We start from the raw sequence: 17,557 nt of genomic DNA, 5'->3' as shown, positions 1-17,557 counted from the left end.
ATCAATGGTCCTGCGCCAGCGCGAGGGCGGCGTTCAATACCGCATTGTCGCTTGGAAGCACGCACAATGCTGCCCCCGCCAGCGGCGTGTAGGTATCGGCGCCGCACACCCGCTGGATCGGCAGATGTCCCAGCCCGGCCTCGACCAGCGCGGTGATGACGCCCTCGCCCACCCCGGCGCTGTGCCGCCCCTCGTCAACCACCAGCACGCGCTGGGCATCGGCGGCCTGGGCGGTGATGAAGCCCGCATTGAGCGGCACCAGCCAGCGCAGGTCGACCACCCGCACCTGCCAGCCCAGGCGCTGCTCGATGGCGCGCGCCGCGCGCAGGCTCATCGGCACGCCGTTGCCGTAGGTGAAGATGACCAGGTCACTGGCCTCCGGCGCGTAGACCCGGCCCTCGCCGAGCACCAGTGCCTGGTCCGGTGCGGGATACGGAAACAGCCACTGGCCGTCGCCCGGCGCGTGCAGATCCTTGGTCATGTACAGCGCGATCGGCTCGAGGAACACCGCGACGCGGCCATCGACCGTGGCCAGCGCCGCCAACGTGCGCAGCATCATCGCCGCATCGTCGCCGCGCGAGGGACAGCCGACCACCAGGCCGGGGATGTCGCGCAATGCCGCGATCGAATTGTCGTTGTGGAAATGCCCGCCGAAGCCCTTCTGGTAGCCGAGACCCGCGATCCGCACCAGCATCGGGTTGCGGTACTGATCGTTGGAGAAGAACTGCAGCGAGCACGCCTCACCGCGCAGCTGGTCGGCCGCGTTGTGCAGGTACGCCAGGTACTGGATCTCGGGGATCGGCAACATGCCCAGGTTGGCCAGGCCCTGCGCCATGCCCAGGATCATGGTTTCATCCAGCAGGGTATTGAACACCCGGCGCGGGCCGAACGCCTTGAGCAGCCCCTTGCTGACCGTATAGACCCCACCCTTCTGCGCGACGTCCTCGCCGAACAGCAGCGTGGCCGGGTATTTGGCCATCAGATCGTGCAGCGCCTGGTTGATCTGGATCGCCAGATGGCGCGGCGGTTGTCCTTCCGGCACCTGCGCCGCACCGCCAAACGCAGCGAAGCGCGCCTCGGCGCCAGCTACGCGCGTCGCTTCAGCCTGCACCGCTGCCGGCGAATACGGCGCCAGCGGTGCCATGACCTCGGCCAGCTCGCTCAGCTTCGGCCGCCGGTCCGCCTCGGCGGCGGCGGCGAAGCAGCGCACGCGCACACGCTCGTACAGATCGAGCACCTGCGCGGCGGTCATCCACCCGGACTGCATCGCGATCGCCGCCGAACGCAGCAGCGGATCGCTGGCTTCGGCCGCGCACAGGTCCGGCAATGGGCGCCATTCGATTTCGAAATCGGTGCCTGCATGGCCCATCAAGCGCGTGGTGCGGAGATGCAGGAAGGTCGGCCGGCGGGTCTGGCGGCAATGCGCCAGCGCGCGCTCGACCTGCGCATGGCCCTCGACCAGATCCAGCCCGTCGGCGGCGAAGTAGTCCAGGCCCGGGCGGTGCGCGAAGCTCTGCGCGATCCAGCCATCCGGCGTCTTGACCGAGATGCCGATGCCGTTGTCCTCGCAGACGAACAGGATCGGTGCGGGAAGTCGCTGGTACGCCGCCCACGCCGCCGTGTTGAACGCGGTCTGCGCGGTGGCATGGTTGGCCGAGGCATCGCCGAAGGAGCAGATCACCACGCTGTCCTCGGGAATCGGCAGCGTGTGGCCGATGCGCCGCCCGCTTTCGATGGCCAGTGCGGTACCCAGGGCCTTGGGCAGGTGCGAGGCGATGGTGGAGGTCTGCGGCAGTACCCACAGCGGTTTGCTGCCCCACACCTTGTGACGACCGCCGCTGGCTGGATCGTCCCGGCTGGCCGCGAACGACAGCGCCGCATCCATCACCGGGTCCATGCCCGGCAGCTTGCGGAAGCGCTCGGCCATGAAACCGCCGGAGCGGTAGTGCAGGAACGCCGGATCGGTGTGCCGGGCCAGCCGCGCCACCAGCGCATTGCCCTCGTGGCCGGACGATCCGATCGTATAGAAGACCTTGTTCTGCACGCGCAGCACGCGCGCCATCAGGTCCAGGTGGCGGCTGATCAGCTGCGATTCGAACAGCTCGGCAAAGCCCTGCGCATCCAGCGTGCTACCCGGCAGGATCGGCGCATCGGGCGCCGGCGTCGGCGCGGAGTCGCCGCGCCACTGCTGCACGAACGCGATGAAGTTGGCGTCGCAGATTTCGGCCCGGTTGAGGCCTTTCATGCGCGCGGGAATCGGATCGGGAACCACGGCAAACATGCATCACCCTCCGTGACGTGTTGCGGGTGTGGACAACCGGATGGACTCAGTGGGACTGCGCGAACAGGGCCTGCACCTCCGGCAGCGGTGCGGGCATCGGAACGAACCGCGGCTGCTCGCGCACGCGCTGCAGCCAGGCCTGGACGGCCGGATACGGTGCCAAGGCGACGCCGCCGTCCGCCGCGACATCGGTGTAAGCGAACAGCGCGATGTCGGCGATGCCGTAGCCGCGGCCGCTGAACCACGGTGCGTGGGCCAGATGCTCGTCCATCACCGCCAGCGCCTGTGCCGAGCGCTCACGCAGGCGCGGCAGTTCGGCCCGGCGCGGGGAGTCCAGCGCTGTCCAGCCACTGATGAAACGCGCGACGGCCAGGCACGGTTCGTGGCTGTACTGTTCGAAGAACATCCAGCGCAGCGTCTGCGCCCGCTCCCAGCCATCGCTGGAGAGGTACGGCGTCCCTTCGGCCAGCCAGAACAGGATCGCGTTGGATTCGGGCAGCACACGCCCGTCATCGCGCTGCACCAGCGGCACCTTGGCGTTGGGGTTCATCTTCAGGAAATCCGGCGTATGGGTCTGGCCGTGCGCGCTGTCGACCTCCACCCAGTGATAGCGCGTGCCCAGCTGCTCCAGCAGCAGCCGCACCTTGTGGCAGTTGCCCGAGACGGACATGCCGTACACCGTCAATGGAGCCCGCAACGACGTCATCGCTACCCTCTTGCTCGTGCACCGCGGGCGGTCTGCCCGCGATGCCGAGTCTGGCCTCACCGCAGCGTGTTTGCCAAGCGCGGGTGCAGCATCAGCGCTGCCCGGCGCGGCGCTGCTGCCACTGCTGGCGCGACTGGCCCCAGATCTCGATCGGTTTGCCGGCGTGCGGCGGCGGCAGCTCGCCCATGCGCAGCAGCGAACTGCCCAGCTTGCGCGCGACCACCTTGGAGTTTTCGTTGGCCGCGTCGATGGTGTGGATGATCTCTTCCCAGCCCAGCGTGTCGAATGCCCAGTCCATGCTGGCCACTGCTGCCTCGGGCGCATAGCCCTTGCCCCAGCTCTCGCGGCGGATGCTCCAGCCGACCTCGGTGCCCGGCCAGTCCAGCGGCTGCCAGGGGCCCATCCGACCGACCCACTCACCGCTGCTTTTCTCGATCACCGAAAACATCGAAAACCCGTACAGATGCCAGCTGCCCACCAGGCAACTGAAGCTGCGCCATGCCTGGGAAGGTGCCTGCACCCCACCAAGGTGCTGCATCACCTCCGGGTCCGAGCAGAAGCGCAGGAAGGCATTGAAATCTTCGGCGCGCGGTGGGCGCAGGATCAGGCGGTCGGTCTCCAGCTGGAGGTCGAAAATGCTCATGGCGTCCTCGTGTGGTGCGGGTGTGCGGTCATGATCGCAGACCCAGGGACCGACACGCCGTGCACCTCACCCCACAACGCAACACGCCGGCAATTGCCGGCGTGCTGGTGATCCGTTCGAACGGTTCGGGATTACTGCTTGTCCGCACTCAGCGCGGCGGTCTGGGTGACCAGCTGACCGTCGATCACCGGCAGGCGATCGCTGCTCGGCTTGTTGTCCATCTTCACGGTCTTTTCGGCGCCGTCGTAACGGTAGGTCACGTTGTAGCCGGTCACCGCATTGGTGGTGCCCATCGGGATGCGGTTGCCCGGCTTGCTGGCCATGCGCATGGTGCCGGTGGTGCCGTCTTCATTGCGGTAGGTGACGTTGTAACCGGTCACCCGGGTCGACTCGGAGGTCGCGGTTTCGGTATGGCACTGGCGTTCGGTGCGGTTGACCACGCGGCCACCCACATGACGCTTGTCCACCTGGTTGCCGATCAGGCCACCGGCCACGGCACCGGCAGCGGTCGCGGCCTTGCGGCCATTGCCACCACCGACCTGGTTGCCGAGCAGGCCGCCGATCACGGCGCCGGCAACGGTACCGCCGACATTGCCATCGCGCTCGGGCAGACGCTCCTGCACCACCACGTCTTCGCAGACTTCATGCGGAGTCTGGGTGCTGGAGGTTTCACGGACCGGCTCGGTGCCGATCACGGTGGCGTAGGCCTTTTCTTTCCTGGTCAGCGGATCGACCTTGACGATGTCGGCGTATTCCAGCTTGCCGGCCTTGTCTTCGATCGCCAGCTGATCGGTGCGCGCGCCGTCGTCGGCCAGCGGCGTGGTGTCCAGGGTGGGCCGGGTCTGCGCAGCGGTCACCGCCTCGGGCGCGGCACTGCCACCCTTCATGAAAGCAGCGGTGGCGATACCGCCGACAAGCAGCGCACCAGCAGCGACCAAAGCAGTAGTAGTTGTACTTTTCATAACCGGCTCCTTGCGGACGATCCGCAACGTTCTTGAGTGAATTCCAGCACGGCCAGCCTGAACGGAATCTCCACGGATCGTGAACATCCTGCCGCCCATTCAGGTTCGGTGAGCCTTGGGCTCGTGATAGCGTTTACAGCATCTGCCCAGGAGTGCCTCATGTCCAATCCCATACTGTTGCCGGTGCTGGAATGGGCGCGTCGGCTGCGCTACCCCACCCTGTTCAAGATCACCGCCGCGCTGTTCGCCGTGACCCTGGTGATTCCGGACCCGCTGCCGTTCGTCGATGAAATCCTGTTCGGCCTGGGCACGCTGCTGCTGGCCAACTGGAAACGACGTGGCGACAAAACGCTGCCCCCGCTGCCGGCCAAGCGCCGCGCGTGAGGTTGATCGACAGCCACTGCCACCTGGATGCGGGCGAGTTCGATGCGGATCGCCCTGAAGTGATCGCGCGCGCCCGCGAGGCCGGGGTGCGGGCGCAGGTGGTGCCGGCGGTCACTGCCGCCAGTTGGCCCGGGCTGCGCGACGCCTGCCTGCTGGCCGACGGGCTGCACCCCGCCTACGGGCTGCACCCCATGTTCCTGGACCAGCATCGCCCCGAACACCTGGAGGAACTGCGTGCGTGGCTCGAATGCGAGCGCCCCTGCGCGGTTGGGGAGTGCGGGCTGGACTTCTTCGTGCAGGGTCTGGATGCGGACGCCCAGCTGCACTACTTCCTGGGCCAGCTGCGGCTGGCGCGCGACTTCGAACTGCCGGTGATCGTGCATGCGCGCCGTGCGGTGGATGCGGTGATCGCGGCGATCAAGCAGATCGGCGGGCTGCGCGGCGTGGTCCACAGCTTCTCCGGCAGCCCCGAGCAGGCGCGCCAGCTGCACCAGCTGGGCTTCCTGATCGGGCTGGGCGGCCCGTTGACCTATGACCGCGCCCAGCGCCTGCACCGCCTGGTGGCCAACATGCCCCTGGAGCAGCTGCTGCTGGAAACCGACGCGCCGGACCAGCCGGATGCGGGCATCCGCGGCCAGCGCAATGAGCCGGCGCGGTTGCCGGTGATCCTGGCGGCGGTGGCGCGCCTGCGCGGGGAACCGGCCGAGGCGATTGCCGCGCAGACCACGGCCAATGCGCGCACCCTATTCGGGCTTCACGGTTTCTCCTGAAGCGCGCAACGGGTGGAGCGGCCCCGGGCGCATGCCAAACCAGCACAGGACGCTCGCCAGCAGTAGCGCTCCCGCCGCCATGCCGATCGACATGCGCATGCCATGCATGAACGCATCCGGCGCACCATCGCCGATCAGGCTGCCAAACAGGGCGACGCCCAGCATGCCGCCGACCTGTCGTGCACAGTTGAGTACGCTGGAGGCAATGCCCGCCCGCGACCGGTCGACCGATGCAAGTGTCGCGTTGGTCATGGTCGGCACCACCAAAGCGACCCCGCTTGCCGCCATCAGCATCGGCACGATCAACAGCGCGTACTGGCCCCCGATGCTCACCCGCATCAACAACAGGTAACCCGATCCCGCCAGCGCAAGGCCCATGAACATCAGCAACCTGGGACCGAGACGCGTAATCAGGCGCCCCGCCACCACATTGAGTGCGACCAGAACGAGGGTCATCGGCAGAAAGGCCAGCCCGGTCTGTTGCGGCGACAGATGCTGCTGCATCTGAAAAAACAGACTGAACACGAAGATCAGACCGTAGTAGGCGAAATTCACCGCGACGCCTGTCAACGAAACGATGGAGAACGTGTGATTCCGAAACAGATTCAATGGCAGCATGGGTGAGGTGCTGCGCGCTTCAATCCAGAGGAAGGCCGCGAGGGACATGAGCGCCAACAGCGCCCCTCCGCGCACCACGACATGCTGCCAACCCAGCTGGCCTGCCTCGATCAAGGTCATGGTGGTCGCTGCCAGCGCGACCATGGCAGCCACCTGCCCACGCCAGTCGAGGCCACGCCGCTGTCCGCCGCCGTACGGCGCCGCATGCCGGAGCGTCAGGCAGATTCCGATCAAACCAATCGGAAGATTGATCAGAAACACGCTGCGCCAGCCTGCATGCGCTACCAGCACTCCGCCCAGCACGGGACCGGCAGCCAGAGCCGCTCCCCCGAGAGCGCCCCACCACCCGACGGCACGACTACGCGCCTGGCTGTCCGGAAATGCCTGCTGCACCATGACCAGCGAGTTGGGTACCAGCAGCGCCGCGCCCATGCCCTGGATCAGCCTGGCCCCGACCATCACGGGCAGGCTGCCCGCAAGCCCGCAGGCAGCCGACGCCAGAGTGAACACCACCAAGCCCCAGAGATAGAGCCGGCGCGCGCCGAAGCGGTCGCCCAGCGCCCCGCTGGTAAGCAGCAGTGCGGCGAAAGCCAAGGTGTAGGCATTGACCACCCACTGCAGACCGGCCACATCGGTTGAAAATTCATGCTGCAGGGCATCCAGTGCGACGTTGACCACACTGATGTCCAGCAGCACCACCACGAAGCCGAGCGCGGCGGCCCAGAGCGTACCGCGCGCGGAAGCAGGAAAAGCTGTCATTGGGGTCCCACAAGAAGAAGAGACCGTCCATGCTAGGCTTGGCGGGCACCCTCGAAAATTCCCCGAAATCACACTCCATACCTGCGAAAACGCACAGATGTTCGACTGGGAGAATCTCCGTCATTTCCTGGCGGTTGCGCGCGACGGCACCTTGTCAGGCGCGGCTCGGGCGCTGCATGTCGACCATGCAACCGTCAGCCGTCGTGTTGCGGCCCTGGAGGTCGAACTGCAGGTTGCGCTGGTCGAGCGCTTGCCACGCTCCGTCCGCCTTACCGCGATGGGCGTCCAGATTTACGAGCACGCCAAGGCCATGGACGCCTCGGCATTTGCTGTCGCGCGCGTGAGCCGGGCCAGCCAGGATGCCATCAATGCCAGGGTGACCCTGAGTGCACCGCCAGTGCTGGTGGCGCACGTGTTGGCGGAGCGCGTTGCCGACTTCCGGGCAGCGCAGCCCGGCATTCAACTTGCCGTGTCGGCGCAGGCCCAGCAGGTATCACTCGCCCGCCGCGAGGCGGATGTGGCCCTGCGGCTGGTCCGTCCCAAGGAAGCCAGCAGCGTTGTGCGCAGAATCGGACGAATGTCGTTCGCGCTCTATGCCAGCCACCATTACGTCGCCACCCGTCGGCCCGAAGACTGGGCCTTCATTGCCTATGACACGCAGTTTGCTGACATGCCCCAGCAGCAGTGGATGCTGCAGATCGCGGGAAGCCGTGCCGTGGCGTGCGAACTGAGCGACATCAGCAGTCATCGTGCAGCCGCTCTGGCCGGAGCGGGCGTGGCCGCGTTGCCGCGCTTTCTCGGTGATGCCGCGCCCGGACTGACGCAGCTGGAGCATGACGGAGCGCCGTTCTGGCGTGACATCTGGCTGGTGGTGCACCGTGACCTCCGGCGGTCACCCTCGGTACGCACGGTCATGGACTTTGTGGCGAAGGTCGTCGCGGACCGGCCCGGCCTCGGGTTGGACGCGTAAGCCGGTCCACTGCCGTGACCGCAGCGGCTCAGTCGGCCGTGACCGCCTTGGCCGGCTTCTTCATCAGCATCTCCAGCGCCTTGCCAACCGCCGCGAAGGCGAACGCTCCGGTGATGTGGGTCGCCGCGCCCAGACCGGCGCCGCAGTCCAGCTTCAGCGCCGCATCCGCGCCGAGGTTCGGACGGATGCCACACACGCTGCCGTCAGCCTGCGGGTACTTCACGTTCTCCAGCGAGTACACCGCCGGCACGCCGAAGTAACGCGAGGCGTTCTTGGGGAAATTGAAGTCGCTGCGCAGTTTTTTGCGGATCAGCGCCATCATCGCGTCGTGCTCGGTGCGCGACACGTCCCGGATCCGTACCAGGGTGGGGTCGGTACGGCCACCGGCGGCGCCCACGGTCAGGATCGGCAGCTTGCGGCGGCGGCACCAGGCGATGGTTTCCACCTTGACCCGGAAGCTGTCGCACGCATCGATCACCAGATCGAAATCGCGGTCCAGCAGCTCGACCATGTTGGACACGGTCAGGAACGAGGCGATCGCATCGACGCTGATGTCCGGGTTGATCGCCCGGCAGCGCTCGGCCATCGCCTCGGCCTTGTTGCGGCCGTACTGGCCGGCCAGCGCGGGCAACTGGCGGTTGGTGTTGGACACGCAGATGTCATCGGCATCGATCAGGGTCAGATGCCCGACGGCCGTGCGCGCCAGCGCTTCCACCACCCACGAGCCAACGCCGCCCATGCCCACCACCGCCACCCGGCGGGTGGCGAGCAGATCCACGGTGCCTACCCCATACAACCGGTCGATGCCGGCAAATCGTTCGCGCAGTACGTCGTTCATCCGCCCATTTTAATGCGCGCGGGCCGGCCCCGGTACGCGCCGTGGACAGGACGCGTCGTACCATCGCCGCAGCCACCCTCAAGGAAGCCCTCACCATGAACGACCCCGTGACCCCGTCCCGCCGCCCCTCCGCGGCATACCGCTACCTGTTCGTCGGCCTGCTCGGGCTGGTCATCGGCCTGATCGCCACGGTGATGGTCTCGCGCGCGATCCAGGCCCGCCAGGATCCTTTCCCGGACTCGCTGATGCACGTCATGAACCGCCAGGTCGAGCTGCTGCAGGCGGCGCAGGCGCAGAACCGCTGCAGCCTGGCCGATACCGTGCCACGCCTGCAGACCCTGCGCTCACTGTCCAACGATCTGGACCTTGCCTTTCCCGGATTGAAGGACAGCCAAGGCTTCCAACAGCACGCCAGCACACTGCGCGCTACGCTCAACGAGGCATTGGCGGCACCGCCGACCGACTGCCCGGGCATGGCCACGCTGGTCGAGAAGATCCAGAACGACTGCAAGGCCTGCCACCAGGATTTCCGCTGATTCATCTTCCATCCACGCTGGCGGACCGGGATTGGCACGCTGTTCACGCAGCACAGGACACGATCTGCCCCATGCGCACCAGACGCATTCGACCACCCTTCTGGCCAGGAGATACACCATGAAGATTCAACTGATCGCCGCCGCTGCTGTTGCCACCGTCGCCCTGGCTGGCTGTGCCACCACCTCGCCCGGCTACGGCAGCAGTGGCTACAACAACGGCTACGGCAATTCCGGCGGCAACTACAACACCAACCGTTGCGCCGACTGCGGCATCGTGACCCGCATCAACCAGGTCGCTTCGGGCCGCAGCGCGCCGAGCGCGACCGGCGCGGTCCTGGGCGGCATCGTCGGCGCGGTCGCCGGCCATGAAATCTCCGACCACACCGGCGGCAGCCGCGGCAACAAGAACATCGCCGCCGCCGCAGGCGCGGTGGGTGGTGCACTGGCCGGCAACCAGATCCAGAAGAACGTCACCAGCGATACCTTCGACATCACGGTGCGCATGGATGACGGCCGCACCGTCGTGGTCAACCAGCGCGATCTGGGCGGCATCCGCGAAAACACCTATGTCCGCGTGGTCAACGGCAAGGTGATCCTGCGCTGATCCGCCGCGCAGAGTGCATGCAATGAAAAGGGCCCGCTTGCGCGGGCCCTTTTCATGTCTCAACCAGGCAGGACCCGGCGTGCGCTCAGAGCGGCTTGACCTTGTCGGCCTGCAGGCCCTTCTGGCCGGTCACCACTTCGAACTCCACCGCTTGACCTTCCTTCAGGCTCTTGAAGCCCTGGGATTCGATCGCGCGGAAGTGCACGAACACATCTTCGCCGCTCTCACGGCTGATGAACCCGAAACCCTTCGCGTCGTTGAACCACTTGACGGTGCCCTTCTCAGCCATCTCAGCTACTCCCTAACTGTCTTGTTGTTGGATACACCCGTACAGGCGGCTGACAGCAAGGGGGAAGCGAGGTGCAACGATGCAGCGGATCTGGAAGATCTACCATCATCAGGCCACGATCCACGGTGACCTTGCCAAGCTCAGCGACTGCAACTTAACCCGCGCAAAACGAAAAAGCAACTAGCGAAAACACCTCGATGTCAACCCCATTTCAGAAACCATACTCGACAGCATGGACCCTTCATTCATCTTCCATCTGCTAGCCGTCCTCCTGGTGCTGGTCGGCATCGCCGGCATCATCCTGCCGGCGTTGCCCGGAATCCCCCTGGTCTTCGCCGGATTGCTGCTGGCCGCGTGGGCGGACGGCTTCGTGCATGTGGGCTGGCTGCCGCTGACGCTGCTCGGCCTGTTGACGCTGCTGTCCTTCGCGGTGGACATCCTGGCCACCGTGGTCGGCGCGCAACGCGTGGGCGCCAGCCGCAAGGCGTTGTGGGGCACGTTCCTGGGCAGCATCGCCGGGGTCTTCTTCATGCCGATCGGGCTGTTCGTCGGGCCGTTGGCCGGCGCCCTGCTGGGCGAGTACTGGCACACCCGTGAACTGGGGCGCTCCACCAAGGTGGGCCTGGCGACGTGGCTGGGCATCCTGCTCGGGTTCGCCCTGAAGCTGGCGCTGGTGATCGCGATGCTGGGGGTGTTCGCCTTCGCCTGGTTCGTCTGAGCGCCGCGCCGCGCCGCAGCTTCACGCCCTGACCACACCACTGACCGGCATAAACCCGATCAGATCGACCGTGTCGTGTGCTGGCGGGAATATCCCCCAGCGGCCACACTGTGCCGGTTGACCCATTCATTCTTGTCGCGTGGCCTTCCCATGACCCTCCCCCGCCCCCGTTCCGCCCTGTTCACCGCACTGGCCCTGGCCGGCACTGCCCTGCCTGCCGCCGCCCAGGAAGCCGCGCCGACCCCGGCGACGCCGGAGGCCTGCGCGCTGGTGGACACGGACGTGGCACGCCTGGCCTGCTACGACAAGCTGTTCGGCCGTACCCCCGACGTCACCCTGGCAGCGGATGCCGCCGCCACGGCGGCCAAGCAGGAGCGCCGCGAGGAGCGTCAGGCGGCACGCAGCGCCGAAGCCGGTGCGCCGGCCGCACAGCGGGTCAAGCAGCGTCTCGGCGAGGTGTTCAAGAATGACGGGCATCAAGATGCGCTGGCCAACGCGGGCAAGGGCTCGCTGCTGGACAGCCGCTGGGAGCTGGCCCAGGACTCCAAGCTGGGCGCCTTCCAGCTGCGTGCCTACAAGCCGGTCTACCTGCTGCCCGCGTTCTGGACCAGCGACAAGAACCAGATGCCGCAGTCGCCCAATCCGGCCAACACCGTCACCACCTCACAGCAGCTGGACAGCACCGAACTGAAGTTCCAGCTCAGCTTCAAGACCAAGGTCGTGGAGAACCTGTTCGGCGACAACGGCGATATCTGGGCCGGCTATACCCAGAGTTCGCGCTGGCAGGCCTACAACGCCGACAACTCGCGGCCATTCCGTGAAACGAACTACGAGCCGGAAGTGATGATGATGTTCCGCAACGGCTACTCGATCGGTGGCTGGCGCGGGCGCATGAGCGGCATCAGCCTGACCCACCAGTCCAACGGCCGCGCCGACCCGCTCTCGCGCAGCTGGAACCGGGTGATCGCCACGGTCGGCCTGGACCGTGAGAACTGGGCACTGGTCCTGCGCCCGTGGTATCGCATTCCGGAGGACCGCAAGGACGACAACAACCCGGACATCTCCGATTACATGGGCCGCGGCGACGCGACCCTGACCTGGAACAAGAACGGTCACGAGGTCTCGCTGATGGCGCGGCACTCGCTGCGCGGCGGTGACCGCTCGCACGGCGCGTTGCAGCTCGATTACGGCTTCCCGATCAGCAACCTGCTGCGCGGCCACGTGCAGATCTTCGACGGCTACGGCGAGAGCATGATCGACTACAACCACAAGGCCACGTACGTTGGCCTGGGTGTGTCTCTGCTGGAGTGGTATTGATGGCGGTGACGATCTGGCACAACCCGCGCTGCAGCAATTCGCGCGGGGCGTTGCAGATCCTGCGTGAGCACGGCATCGAGCCGGTGGTGATCGACTACCTCCGGACGCCGCCGGACCGTGCCACCCTGGCCGCCCTCGTCACGCGCATGGGCATCCCCCCGCGTGAGCTGCTGCGCACCAAGGAAGCGGCCTACGGCTCGCTTGGACTGGACGACCCGGCGCTGGCCGATGCGGCACTGATCGATGCGATGGTCGCCCACCCCGAACTGATCAACCGGCCGATCGTGGAGACCGCGCAGGGGGCTCGCCTGTGCCGGCCGCCGGAGACGGTGCTCGACCTGCTGTCCTGATCGCCTCTTCCGCTGCGCATGGCCGCGGGAACACCGCGTCATGAAACTGGAGACCGTGCCCAAGGGCCTGCTCGACCAGCACCGGATGCCATTCCGTGCGCGCCGCACCCTCGACGAATACGTCGACTGACGTCACTCAGCGCCAGTCGGTGATGCCCTCGCGCCGGTAGACCTCGGCAAACGCCGGGCGCGCCTTCAAGCGATCCGCATAGGCCTTCAAGGCCGGCCACGTGTCGCTGGGCGTGGGCATGTTGCGTGACCAGCGCATCAGCATCACCAGCATGAAATCGACCACGCTCAACGACTCGCCCAGCACGTACGGATGATGCGTGGACAGGTGCTCGGCCAAGTGCTGCCACGCGCCTTCCATGCGCTCGCGCGCCCGCTGCCGGGTCGCGTCCACGTGTTCGGGGCCGGCCATTTCCTGCGGGTAGAACCACGCCCGGTACGCCGGCTGCACGGTGTTGGCGCACCAGAACATCCAGCGGTAGGCCTCGGCGCGATCGGCAGTCCCCGGTACTGGCAGCAGGGCCGCGTCCGGATGACGGTCCGCCAGGTGCAGCGCGATCGCTGCCGCTTCGGTCAATACCTGCCCGTCCAGCACCAGCGTCGGCACCAGGCCTGCGGGATTCAAGGCGAGATACGCGGCATCCTTGTGCTCGCGCTTGTCGAAATCCAACAGCACCAGATCGTGCTCGACCTGCAGTTCCAGCAAGAGCCAATGGACGACCAGGGCGGCCGTACTCGGCGATCCATACAGCGTGGTGCGCATGCTCAGGGCCTCTTGAGGGAGGCGCACAGTATGCGCCCGCGCCCCCCTGCCATCGCATGGGTACAGAGCACCGGCGATGGGGGCGCATTCTGTCCCTGCCACTGCGGCGCGGACGCTCGCAGAATGCCTCCTCTGCCCCGCCGCGCGCCCAGGATCCTTCCATGCCCGATGTGTCCGCCCTGCTTGCCTTCGGCCTGATTTCGCTGGGCATGGTGCTGACGCCCGGGCCGAACATGATCTATCTGATCTCACGCTCGATCTGCCAGGGACGCACTGCCGGGCTGGTCTCCCTGAGCGGTGTCGCGCTGGGTTTTCTGGTGTATCTGGTGTGCGCTGCACTGGGAATCACCGGGTTGTTGATGGCAGTGCCGCACGCCTACGACGTGTTGCGTCTCGCCGGCGCGGCGTATCTGCTGTACCTGGCCTGGCAGGCGCTGCGCCCAGGCGGACGCTCGCCGTTCCAGCTGCGCACGCTGGACCACGACCGCCCGCGCAGATTGTTCGGCATGGGCCTGTTCACCGCGCTGCTCAATCCGAAGATCGCGGTGATGTATCTCTCGCTGCTGCCGCAGTTCATCCAGCCCCATGGGCATGGCAGCGTGATGGTGCAATCGGTGGTGCTCGGGCTGGTGCAGATCGCGACCAGCGTCAGTGTCAACGCACTGATCGTCTTGGCCGCCGGCAGTATCGCCACTTTCCTGGCCGGGCGCCCGCGCTGGCAGACGGTGCAGCGCGGCCTGATGGGCACGGTGCTCGGCGCGCTGGCGGTGCGCATGCTGGTGGACGCGCGTCGCTGAGGGGAAGCGCCGGCCAACGGTCGGTGCCTGCCGGCGTCAGTCACGAAAACGGCGCCCTGGGGCGCCGTTTTCGTTTCCAGCGTTGCCGCTACCGGGAGCCTCAGGCAACCACGACCGGAATCTTGCCGATACGGGCCTGCCATTCGCGCGGGCCGGTCTGGTGCACGGACTCACCGGTGGAATCCACCGCCACGGTGACCGGCATGTCCTGCACGGTGAACTCGTAGATCGCTTCCATGCCCAGATCGGCGAAGCCGACCACCTTGGCCGCCTTGATCGCCTTGGAGACCAGGTACGCCGAGCCGCCCACCGCCATCAGGTACGCCGACTTGTTGTCACGGATCGCCTCGATCGCCGCCGGGCCGCGCTCGGCCTTGCCGACCATGCCCAGCAGGCCGGTCTGTTCCAGCACCTGGCGGGTGAACTTGTCCATGCGGGTGGCGGTGGTCGGGCCGGCCGGACCCACCACTTCGTCGCGCACCGGATCGACCGGGCCGACGTAATAGATGAAGCGGCCCTTGAGGTCCACCGGCAGCGGCTCGCCCTTGTCCAGCATTTCCACCATGCGCTTGTGCGCGGCATCGCGGCCGGTGAGCAGCTTGCCGTTGAGCAGCAGGGTCTGGCCCGGCTTCCAGCTGGCCACGTCTTCGGGGGTGATCGTGTCGAGGTCGACACGGGTGCCCTTGGAGGCGTCGTAGGTGATCTGCGGCCAGTCTTCCAGCGACGGCGGATCCAGCATCACCGGGCCGCTGCCGTCCAGGGTGAAGTGCGCATGGCGGGTGGCCGCGCAGTTGGGGATCATCGCCACCGGCAGGTTGGCCGCGTGGGTCGGGAAGTCCTTGACCTTGATGTCCAGCACCGTGGTCAGGCCGCCCAGGCCCTGCGCGCCGATGCCGAGCGCGTTGACCTTGTCGAACAGTTCCAGGCGCAGCTCTTCGGCACGGTTGGAGGCGCCGCGGGCCTTGAGCTCGTTGATGTCGATCGGCTCCATCAGCGATTCCTTGGCCAGCAGCATTGCCTTCTCGGCGGTGCCACCGATGCCGATGCCGAGCATGCCCGGCGGGCACCAGCCGGCGCCCATGGTCGGCACGGTCTTGAGCACCCAGTCCACGATCGAGTCGGACGGGTTGAGCATGGCGAACTTGGACTTGGCTTCGGAGCCACCGCCCTTGGCCGCGACGATCACCTCCACGGTGTCACCCGGGACGACCTTGACGTTGACCACGCCGGGGGTGTTGTCCTTGGTGTTGATGCGCTTGCCGGCCGGGTCGGCCAGCACCGAGGCGCGCAGCTTGTTGTCCGGATAGTTGTAGGCCCGGCGCACGCCCTCGTTGGCCATGTCTTCCACGCCCATCGTGGCGTCGTCCCAACGCACGTTCATGCCGATTTCCAGGAATACGGTGACGATGCCGGTGTCCTGGCAGATCGGTCGGTGGCCTTCGGCGCACATGCGGGAATTGATCAGGATCTGGGCCATCGCCTCCTTCGCGGCCGGCGACTCTTCGCGCTCGTAAGCAGCGTTGAGGCTCTTGATGTAATCGACCGGGTGGTAGTACGAGATGTACTGCAGCGCGTCGGCGATGGACTGGATGAGGTCTTCCTGCTTGATCGATGTCACGACTTGCTCGCTTGCTGGAGGCTGGCGGGGGTTGAACCCAGATTTTAACAACTACCGCCCGGCGGCGTTGAGAATCGCTCGCGGCCGCGGCTTTTGGTGCACAGTGATCGCCCAGCCTTGTCACAGCGGCCCGCCCTGCCGCGTCCTTCCGGCATGACCCCGACCGATACCTTCCAGACCCACCGCCCCCGCCTGTTCGCCCTGGCCTACCGCCTGCTGGGCAGCCGCAGCGACGCCGAGGACATCGTCCAGGACGCCTGGCTGCGCTGGCAGGGCGCCGACACCGCCGTGATCCGCGATCCGGAGGGCTGGCTGGTCACGGCCACCACCCGGCTCGGCCTGGACCGCCTGCGCGCCATGTGCAGCGCGCGCGTGGACTACGTCGGCCCATGGCTGCCCGAGCCGCTGGAGATCGCCCTGGACCCGGACCCGCTGCAGGACCCGGCCCAGCGTCATGCCCTCGCCGACGAGGTCTCGGTAGCCTTCCTGGCGCTGCTGGAGCAGCTCAAGCCGGACGAGCGCGCGGCCTTCCTGCTCAAGGATGTGTTCGATTACGACTACCCGGACATCGCTCCGCTGCTGCAGCACTCCCCGGCCAACTGCCGGCAGCTGGTGCACCGGGCGCGGCAGCGCCTGCAGACCGGCGCGCCACGCTTCACGGTCTCGGCCGCGCAGCACCGCGACCTGCTGGCACGCTTCATGGACGCCTCGCAGCAGGGCGACCTGGCGGCCATCCGTTCGCTGCTCGACGCCAATGCCGAGATGATCTCCGATGGCGGCGGCCGCGTGACCGCGGCGATCCGTCCCCTGCTGGGCGCCGAGCGCATCGCGCAGCTGTACTGGGCGATCGCGCGCCGCAACGGCCAGCATCCGGCGCAGCTCGGCCAGGTCAATGGCGAGCCGGCGATCCTGCGTTTCGCCGGCGACCAGCTGCACTCGGTCACGATGATCACGGTCGATGCCGGACGCATCGTGCGCGTGCTCAGCGTACTCAATCCGGAAAAACTCACCGCGCTTGTCACAGCGCGCCACGCTGGCGCGTCCTCCCGATGAAGACGGCCATTGCGGCCGTCATGGAGTCCCCGATGTCCACCTCACCCCGCGTTCCGTATACCCGCCTCGCCGCCGAGGCATTCAAGGGCCTGCTCGCCACCAGCAAGGCCGTGCACGACAGCTCGATCGATCCGGTGCTGATGGAACTGGTGTTCCTGCGTGTGTCGCAGATCAACGGCTGCGGCTACTGCATGGACATGCATGGCACCACCCTGCGCAAGGGCGGCATCGAACCGCGCAAGCTCGATACGCTGCCGGCCTGGCACGAGAGCCGCTTCTTCGATGCGCGCGAGCGCGCCGCGCTGGGCTGGGCCGAGGCATTGACCCGCCTGAGCAGCTCCGCGCCTTCGGATGCCGCGTACGAGACGCTGTTGCCGCACTTCGATGAAAAGGGCATCAGTGACCTCAGCATGGGCATCGCGGTGATCAATGCCTGGAACCGCCTCGGCGCCGGGCTGTTGCCGCCGCTGCCGTGATTCGGCCGCGGGAACGCGCTGAGTTACCCGTGTGCGCATTCCACTGAGTGACTGAATCGCACCTGCATGAGCGCACGCAGCGCGTGAGCGTAATGC

At 66.9% G+C, this 17,557-nt stretch carries 20 protein-coding genes; 11 read left to right on the top strand and 9 right to left on the bottom strand.

Translation table 11 applies throughout. The annotated features are described in order from the left end of the window. Window position 1: 1 nt before the first annotated feature. The 4 genes from AC07WC_RS13480 to AC07WC_RS13465 form a co-directional block, all read right to left on the bottom strand. Window positions 2–2,281 (bottom strand): thiamine pyrophosphate-dependent enzyme, encoded by a 2,280-nt coding sequence (locus tag AC07WC_RS13480; RefSeq protein WP_495210445.1) that lies wholly within the window; start codon window positions 2,279–2,281, stop codon window positions 2–4. A 46-nt stretch (window positions 2,282–2,327) separates the two neighbouring features. After that, window positions 2,328–2,987 carry a glutathione S-transferase family protein gene (locus AC07WC_RS13475; protein WP_495210444.1) on the bottom strand — a complete coding sequence of 220 codons (660 nt, stop codon included), beginning with the start codon at window positions 2,985–2,987 and terminating at the stop codon, window positions 2,328–2,330. 91 nt (window positions 2,988–3,078) lie between these two features. Continuing rightward, complete coding sequence (locus tag AC07WC_RS13470; RefSeq protein ID WP_495210443.1) at window positions 3,079–3,630, bottom strand: GNAT family N-acetyltransferase; 552 nt, start codon at window positions 3,628–3,630, stop codon at window positions 3,079–3,081. A gap of 131 nt (window positions 3,631–3,761) precedes the next feature. Beyond that, entirely contained in the window at window positions 3,762–4,592 is an 831-nt protein-coding gene (locus AC07WC_RS13465; RefSeq protein ID WP_495210442.1) for a glycine zipper 2TM domain-containing protein, read from the bottom strand. 159 nt (window positions 4,593–4,751) lie between these two features. On the opposite strand from AC07WC_RS13465, the gene AC07WC_RS13460 reads away from it, so the two are divergent. Together AC07WC_RS13460 and AC07WC_RS13455 are read left to right on the top strand one after the other, a co-directional pair. After that, window positions 4,752–4,976 (top strand): DUF6116 family protein, encoded by a 225-nt coding sequence (locus AC07WC_RS13460; protein ID WP_495210441.1) that lies wholly within the window; start codon window positions 4,752–4,754, stop codon window positions 4,974–4,976. Next, window positions 4,973–5,746, top strand: a complete 774-nt coding sequence (locus tag AC07WC_RS13455; protein ID WP_495210440.1) for a TatD family hydrolase — start codon at window positions 4,973–4,975, stop codon at window positions 5,744–5,746. Before AC07WC_RS13460 ends, AC07WC_RS13455 begins: the two co-directional genes overlap by 4 nt. Here the strand turns inward: AC07WC_RS13455 and AC07WC_RS13450 are convergent. Next, on the bottom strand, window positions 5,720–7,123 hold the full coding sequence (locus AC07WC_RS13450; RefSeq protein WP_495210439.1) for an MFS transporter: 1,404 nt from the start codon (window positions 7,121–7,123) through the stop codon (window positions 5,720–5,722). The genes AC07WC_RS13455 and AC07WC_RS13450 overlap by 27 nt on opposite strands. Before the next feature lie 97 nt (window positions 7,124–7,220). On the opposite strand from AC07WC_RS13450, the gene AC07WC_RS13445 reads away from it, so the two are divergent. Then, a complete protein-coding gene (locus AC07WC_RS13445) occupies window positions 7,221–8,093 on the top strand; it encodes a LysR family transcriptional regulator (RefSeq protein WP_495210438.1) in 873 nt (290 codons plus the stop codon). Between the two features lie 28 nt (window positions 8,094–8,121). Here the strand turns inward: AC07WC_RS13445 and AC07WC_RS13440 are convergent, their stop codons facing one another. Next, complete coding sequence (locus AC07WC_RS13440; RefSeq protein ID WP_495210437.1) at window positions 8,122–8,931, bottom strand: tRNA threonylcarbamoyladenosine dehydratase; 810 nt, start codon at window positions 8,929–8,931, stop codon at window positions 8,122–8,124. Window positions 8,932–9,026: 95 nt separating this feature from the next. Between AC07WC_RS13440 and AC07WC_RS13435 the strand changes: the two genes are divergently transcribed. Beyond that, a complete protein-coding gene (locus tag AC07WC_RS13435) occupies window positions 9,027–9,467 on the top strand; it encodes a hypothetical protein (protein WP_495210436.1) in 441 nt (146 codons plus the stop codon). Window positions 9,468–9,585: 118 nt separating this feature from the next. Next, entirely contained in the window at window positions 9,586–10,071 is a 486-nt protein-coding gene (locus AC07WC_RS13430; protein WP_019185918.1) for a glycine zipper 2TM domain-containing protein, read from the top strand. A gap of 85 nt (window positions 10,072–10,156) precedes the next feature. On the opposite strand, the gene AC07WC_RS13425 is transcribed toward AC07WC_RS13430, so the two are convergent. Then, window positions 10,157–10,360, bottom strand: coding sequence for a cold-shock protein (locus tag AC07WC_RS13425; protein WP_019185917.1), 204 nt, complete (start codon window positions 10,358–10,360; stop codon window positions 10,157–10,159). A gap of 232 nt (window positions 10,361–10,592) precedes the next feature. Between AC07WC_RS13425 and AC07WC_RS13420 the strand changes: the two genes are divergently transcribed. The 3 genes from AC07WC_RS13420 to arsC all read left to right on the top strand — a co-directional run bounded on the left by AC07WC_RS13420 (window position 10,593) and on the right by arsC (window position 12,745). Then, window positions 10,593–11,078, top strand: a complete 486-nt coding sequence (locus tag AC07WC_RS13420) for a DUF456 domain-containing protein (RefSeq protein WP_495210435.1) — start codon at window positions 10,593–10,595, stop codon at window positions 11,076–11,078. A gap of 150 nt (window positions 11,079–11,228) precedes the next feature. Next, window positions 11,229–12,395: a phospholipase A gene (locus AC07WC_RS13415; RefSeq protein WP_495210434.1), complete on the top strand. Its 1,167-nt coding sequence runs from the start codon at window positions 11,229–11,231 to the stop codon at window positions 12,393–12,395. Then, the gene (gene arsC, locus AC07WC_RS13410) at window positions 12,395–12,745 is read left to right on the top strand and encodes an arsenate reductase (glutaredoxin) (RefSeq protein WP_495210433.1); all 351 of its coding nucleotides are present in this window, start codon (window positions 12,395–12,397) and stop codon (window positions 12,743–12,745) included. The genes AC07WC_RS13415 and arsC overlap by 1 nt, the downstream gene beginning before the upstream one ends. A gap of 136 nt (window positions 12,746–12,881) precedes the next feature. Here arsC and AC07WC_RS13405 read toward each other — a convergent pair whose 3' ends face one another. Next, a complete protein-coding gene (locus AC07WC_RS13405) occupies window positions 12,882–13,517 on the bottom strand; it encodes a glutathione S-transferase family protein (protein ID WP_495210432.1) in 636 nt (211 codons plus the stop codon). A 161-nt stretch (window positions 13,518–13,678) separates the two neighbouring features. Here AC07WC_RS13405 and AC07WC_RS13400 point away from each other — a divergent pair, with 161 nt between their 5' ends. Further along, window positions 13,679–14,314, top strand: a complete 636-nt coding sequence (locus tag AC07WC_RS13400; protein WP_495210431.1) for a LysE family translocator — start codon at window positions 13,679–13,681, stop codon at window positions 14,312–14,314. Between the two features lie 100 nt (window positions 14,315–14,414). Here AC07WC_RS13400 and AC07WC_RS13395 read toward each other — a convergent pair whose 3' ends face one another. Continuing rightward, window positions 14,415–15,932, bottom strand: a complete 1,518-nt coding sequence (locus tag AC07WC_RS13395) for a fumarate hydratase (protein ID WP_019185911.1) — start codon at window positions 15,930–15,932, stop codon at window positions 14,415–14,417. 153 nt (window positions 15,933–16,085) lie between these two features. Between AC07WC_RS13395 and sigJ the strand changes: the two genes are divergently transcribed. Further along, entirely contained in the window at window positions 16,086–16,985 is a 900-nt protein-coding gene (gene sigJ / locus AC07WC_RS13390; RefSeq protein ID WP_495210430.1) for an RNA polymerase sigma factor SigJ, read from the top strand. A gap of 32 nt (window positions 16,986–17,017) precedes the next feature. After that, window positions 17,018–17,461 (top strand): carboxymuconolactone decarboxylase family protein, encoded by a 444-nt coding sequence (locus AC07WC_RS13385; RefSeq protein ID WP_495210429.1) that lies wholly within the window; start codon window positions 17,018–17,020, stop codon window positions 17,459–17,461. Window positions 17,462–17,557 lie beyond the last annotated feature (96 nt).

This window comes from Stenotrophomonas sp. GW821-FHT01H02A (genome assembly GCF_059422145.1).
This window is presented reverse-complemented; position numbering and strand designations above follow the sequence as displayed.

Excerpts from the sequence above, each read along its gene's own strand:
- sigJ (WP_495210430.1), top strand. The coding sequence starts at position 16,086 with ATGACCCCGACCGATACCTTCCAGACCCACCGCCCCCGCCTGTTCGCC.
- arsC (WP_495210433.1), top strand. The coding sequence starts at position 12,395 with ATGGCGGTGACGATCTGGCACAACCCGCGCTGCAGCAATTCGCGCGGG.
- AC07WC_RS13415 (WP_495210434.1), top strand. The coding sequence starts at position 11,229 with ATGACCCTCCCCCGCCCCCGTTCCGCCCTGTTCACCGCACTGGCCCTG.
- AC07WC_RS13475 (WP_495210444.1), bottom strand. The coding sequence starts at position 2,987 with ATGACGTCGTTGCGGGCTCCATTGACGGTGTACGGCATGTCCGTCTCG.
- AC07WC_RS13460 (WP_495210441.1), top strand. The coding sequence starts at position 4,752 with ATGTCCAATCCCATACTGTTGCCGGTGCTGGAATGGGCGCGTCGGCTG.
- AC07WC_RS13420 (WP_495210435.1), top strand. The coding sequence starts at position 10,593 with ATGGACCCTTCATTCATCTTCCATCTGCTAGCCGTCCTCCTGGTGCTG.
- AC07WC_RS13440 (WP_495210437.1), bottom strand. The coding sequence starts at position 8,931 with ATGAACGACGTACTGCGCGAACGATTTGCCGGCATCGACCGGTTGTAT.
- AC07WC_RS13450 (WP_495210439.1), bottom strand. The coding sequence starts at position 7,123 with ATGACAGCTTTTCCTGCTTCCGCGCGCGGTACGCTCTGGGCCGCCGCG.
- AC07WC_RS13465 (WP_495210442.1), bottom strand. The coding sequence starts at position 4,592 with ATGAAAAGTACAACTACTACTGCTTTGGTCGCTGCTGGTGCGCTGCTT.
- AC07WC_RS13400 (WP_495210431.1), top strand. The coding sequence starts at position 13,679 with ATGCCCGATGTGTCCGCCCTGCTTGCCTTCGGCCTGATTTCGCTGGGC.
- AC07WC_RS13425 (WP_019185917.1), bottom strand. The coding sequence starts at position 10,360 with ATGGCTGAGAAGGGCACCGTCAAGTGGTTCAACGACGCGAAGGGTTTC.
- AC07WC_RS13430 (WP_019185918.1), top strand. The coding sequence starts at position 9,586 with ATGAAGATTCAACTGATCGCCGCCGCTGCTGTTGCCACCGTCGCCCTG.
- AC07WC_RS13435 (WP_495210436.1), top strand. The coding sequence starts at position 9,027 with ATGAACGACCCCGTGACCCCGTCCCGCCGCCCCTCCGCGGCATACCGC.
- AC07WC_RS13480 (WP_495210445.1), bottom strand. The coding sequence starts at position 2,281 with ATGTTTGCCGTGGTTCCCGATCCGATTCCCGCGCGCATGAAAGGCCTC.
- AC07WC_RS13470 (WP_495210443.1), bottom strand. The coding sequence starts at position 3,630 with ATGAGCATTTTCGACCTCCAGCTGGAGACCGACCGCCTGATCCTGCGC.
- AC07WC_RS13445 (WP_495210438.1), top strand. The coding sequence starts at position 7,221 with ATGTTCGACTGGGAGAATCTCCGTCATTTCCTGGCGGTTGCGCGCGAC.
- AC07WC_RS13405 (WP_495210432.1), bottom strand. The coding sequence starts at position 13,517 with ATGCGCACCACGCTGTATGGATCGCCGAGTACGGCCGCCCTGGTCGTC.
- AC07WC_RS13385 (WP_495210429.1), top strand. The coding sequence starts at position 17,018 with ATGTCCACCTCACCCCGCGTTCCGTATACCCGCCTCGCCGCCGAGGCA.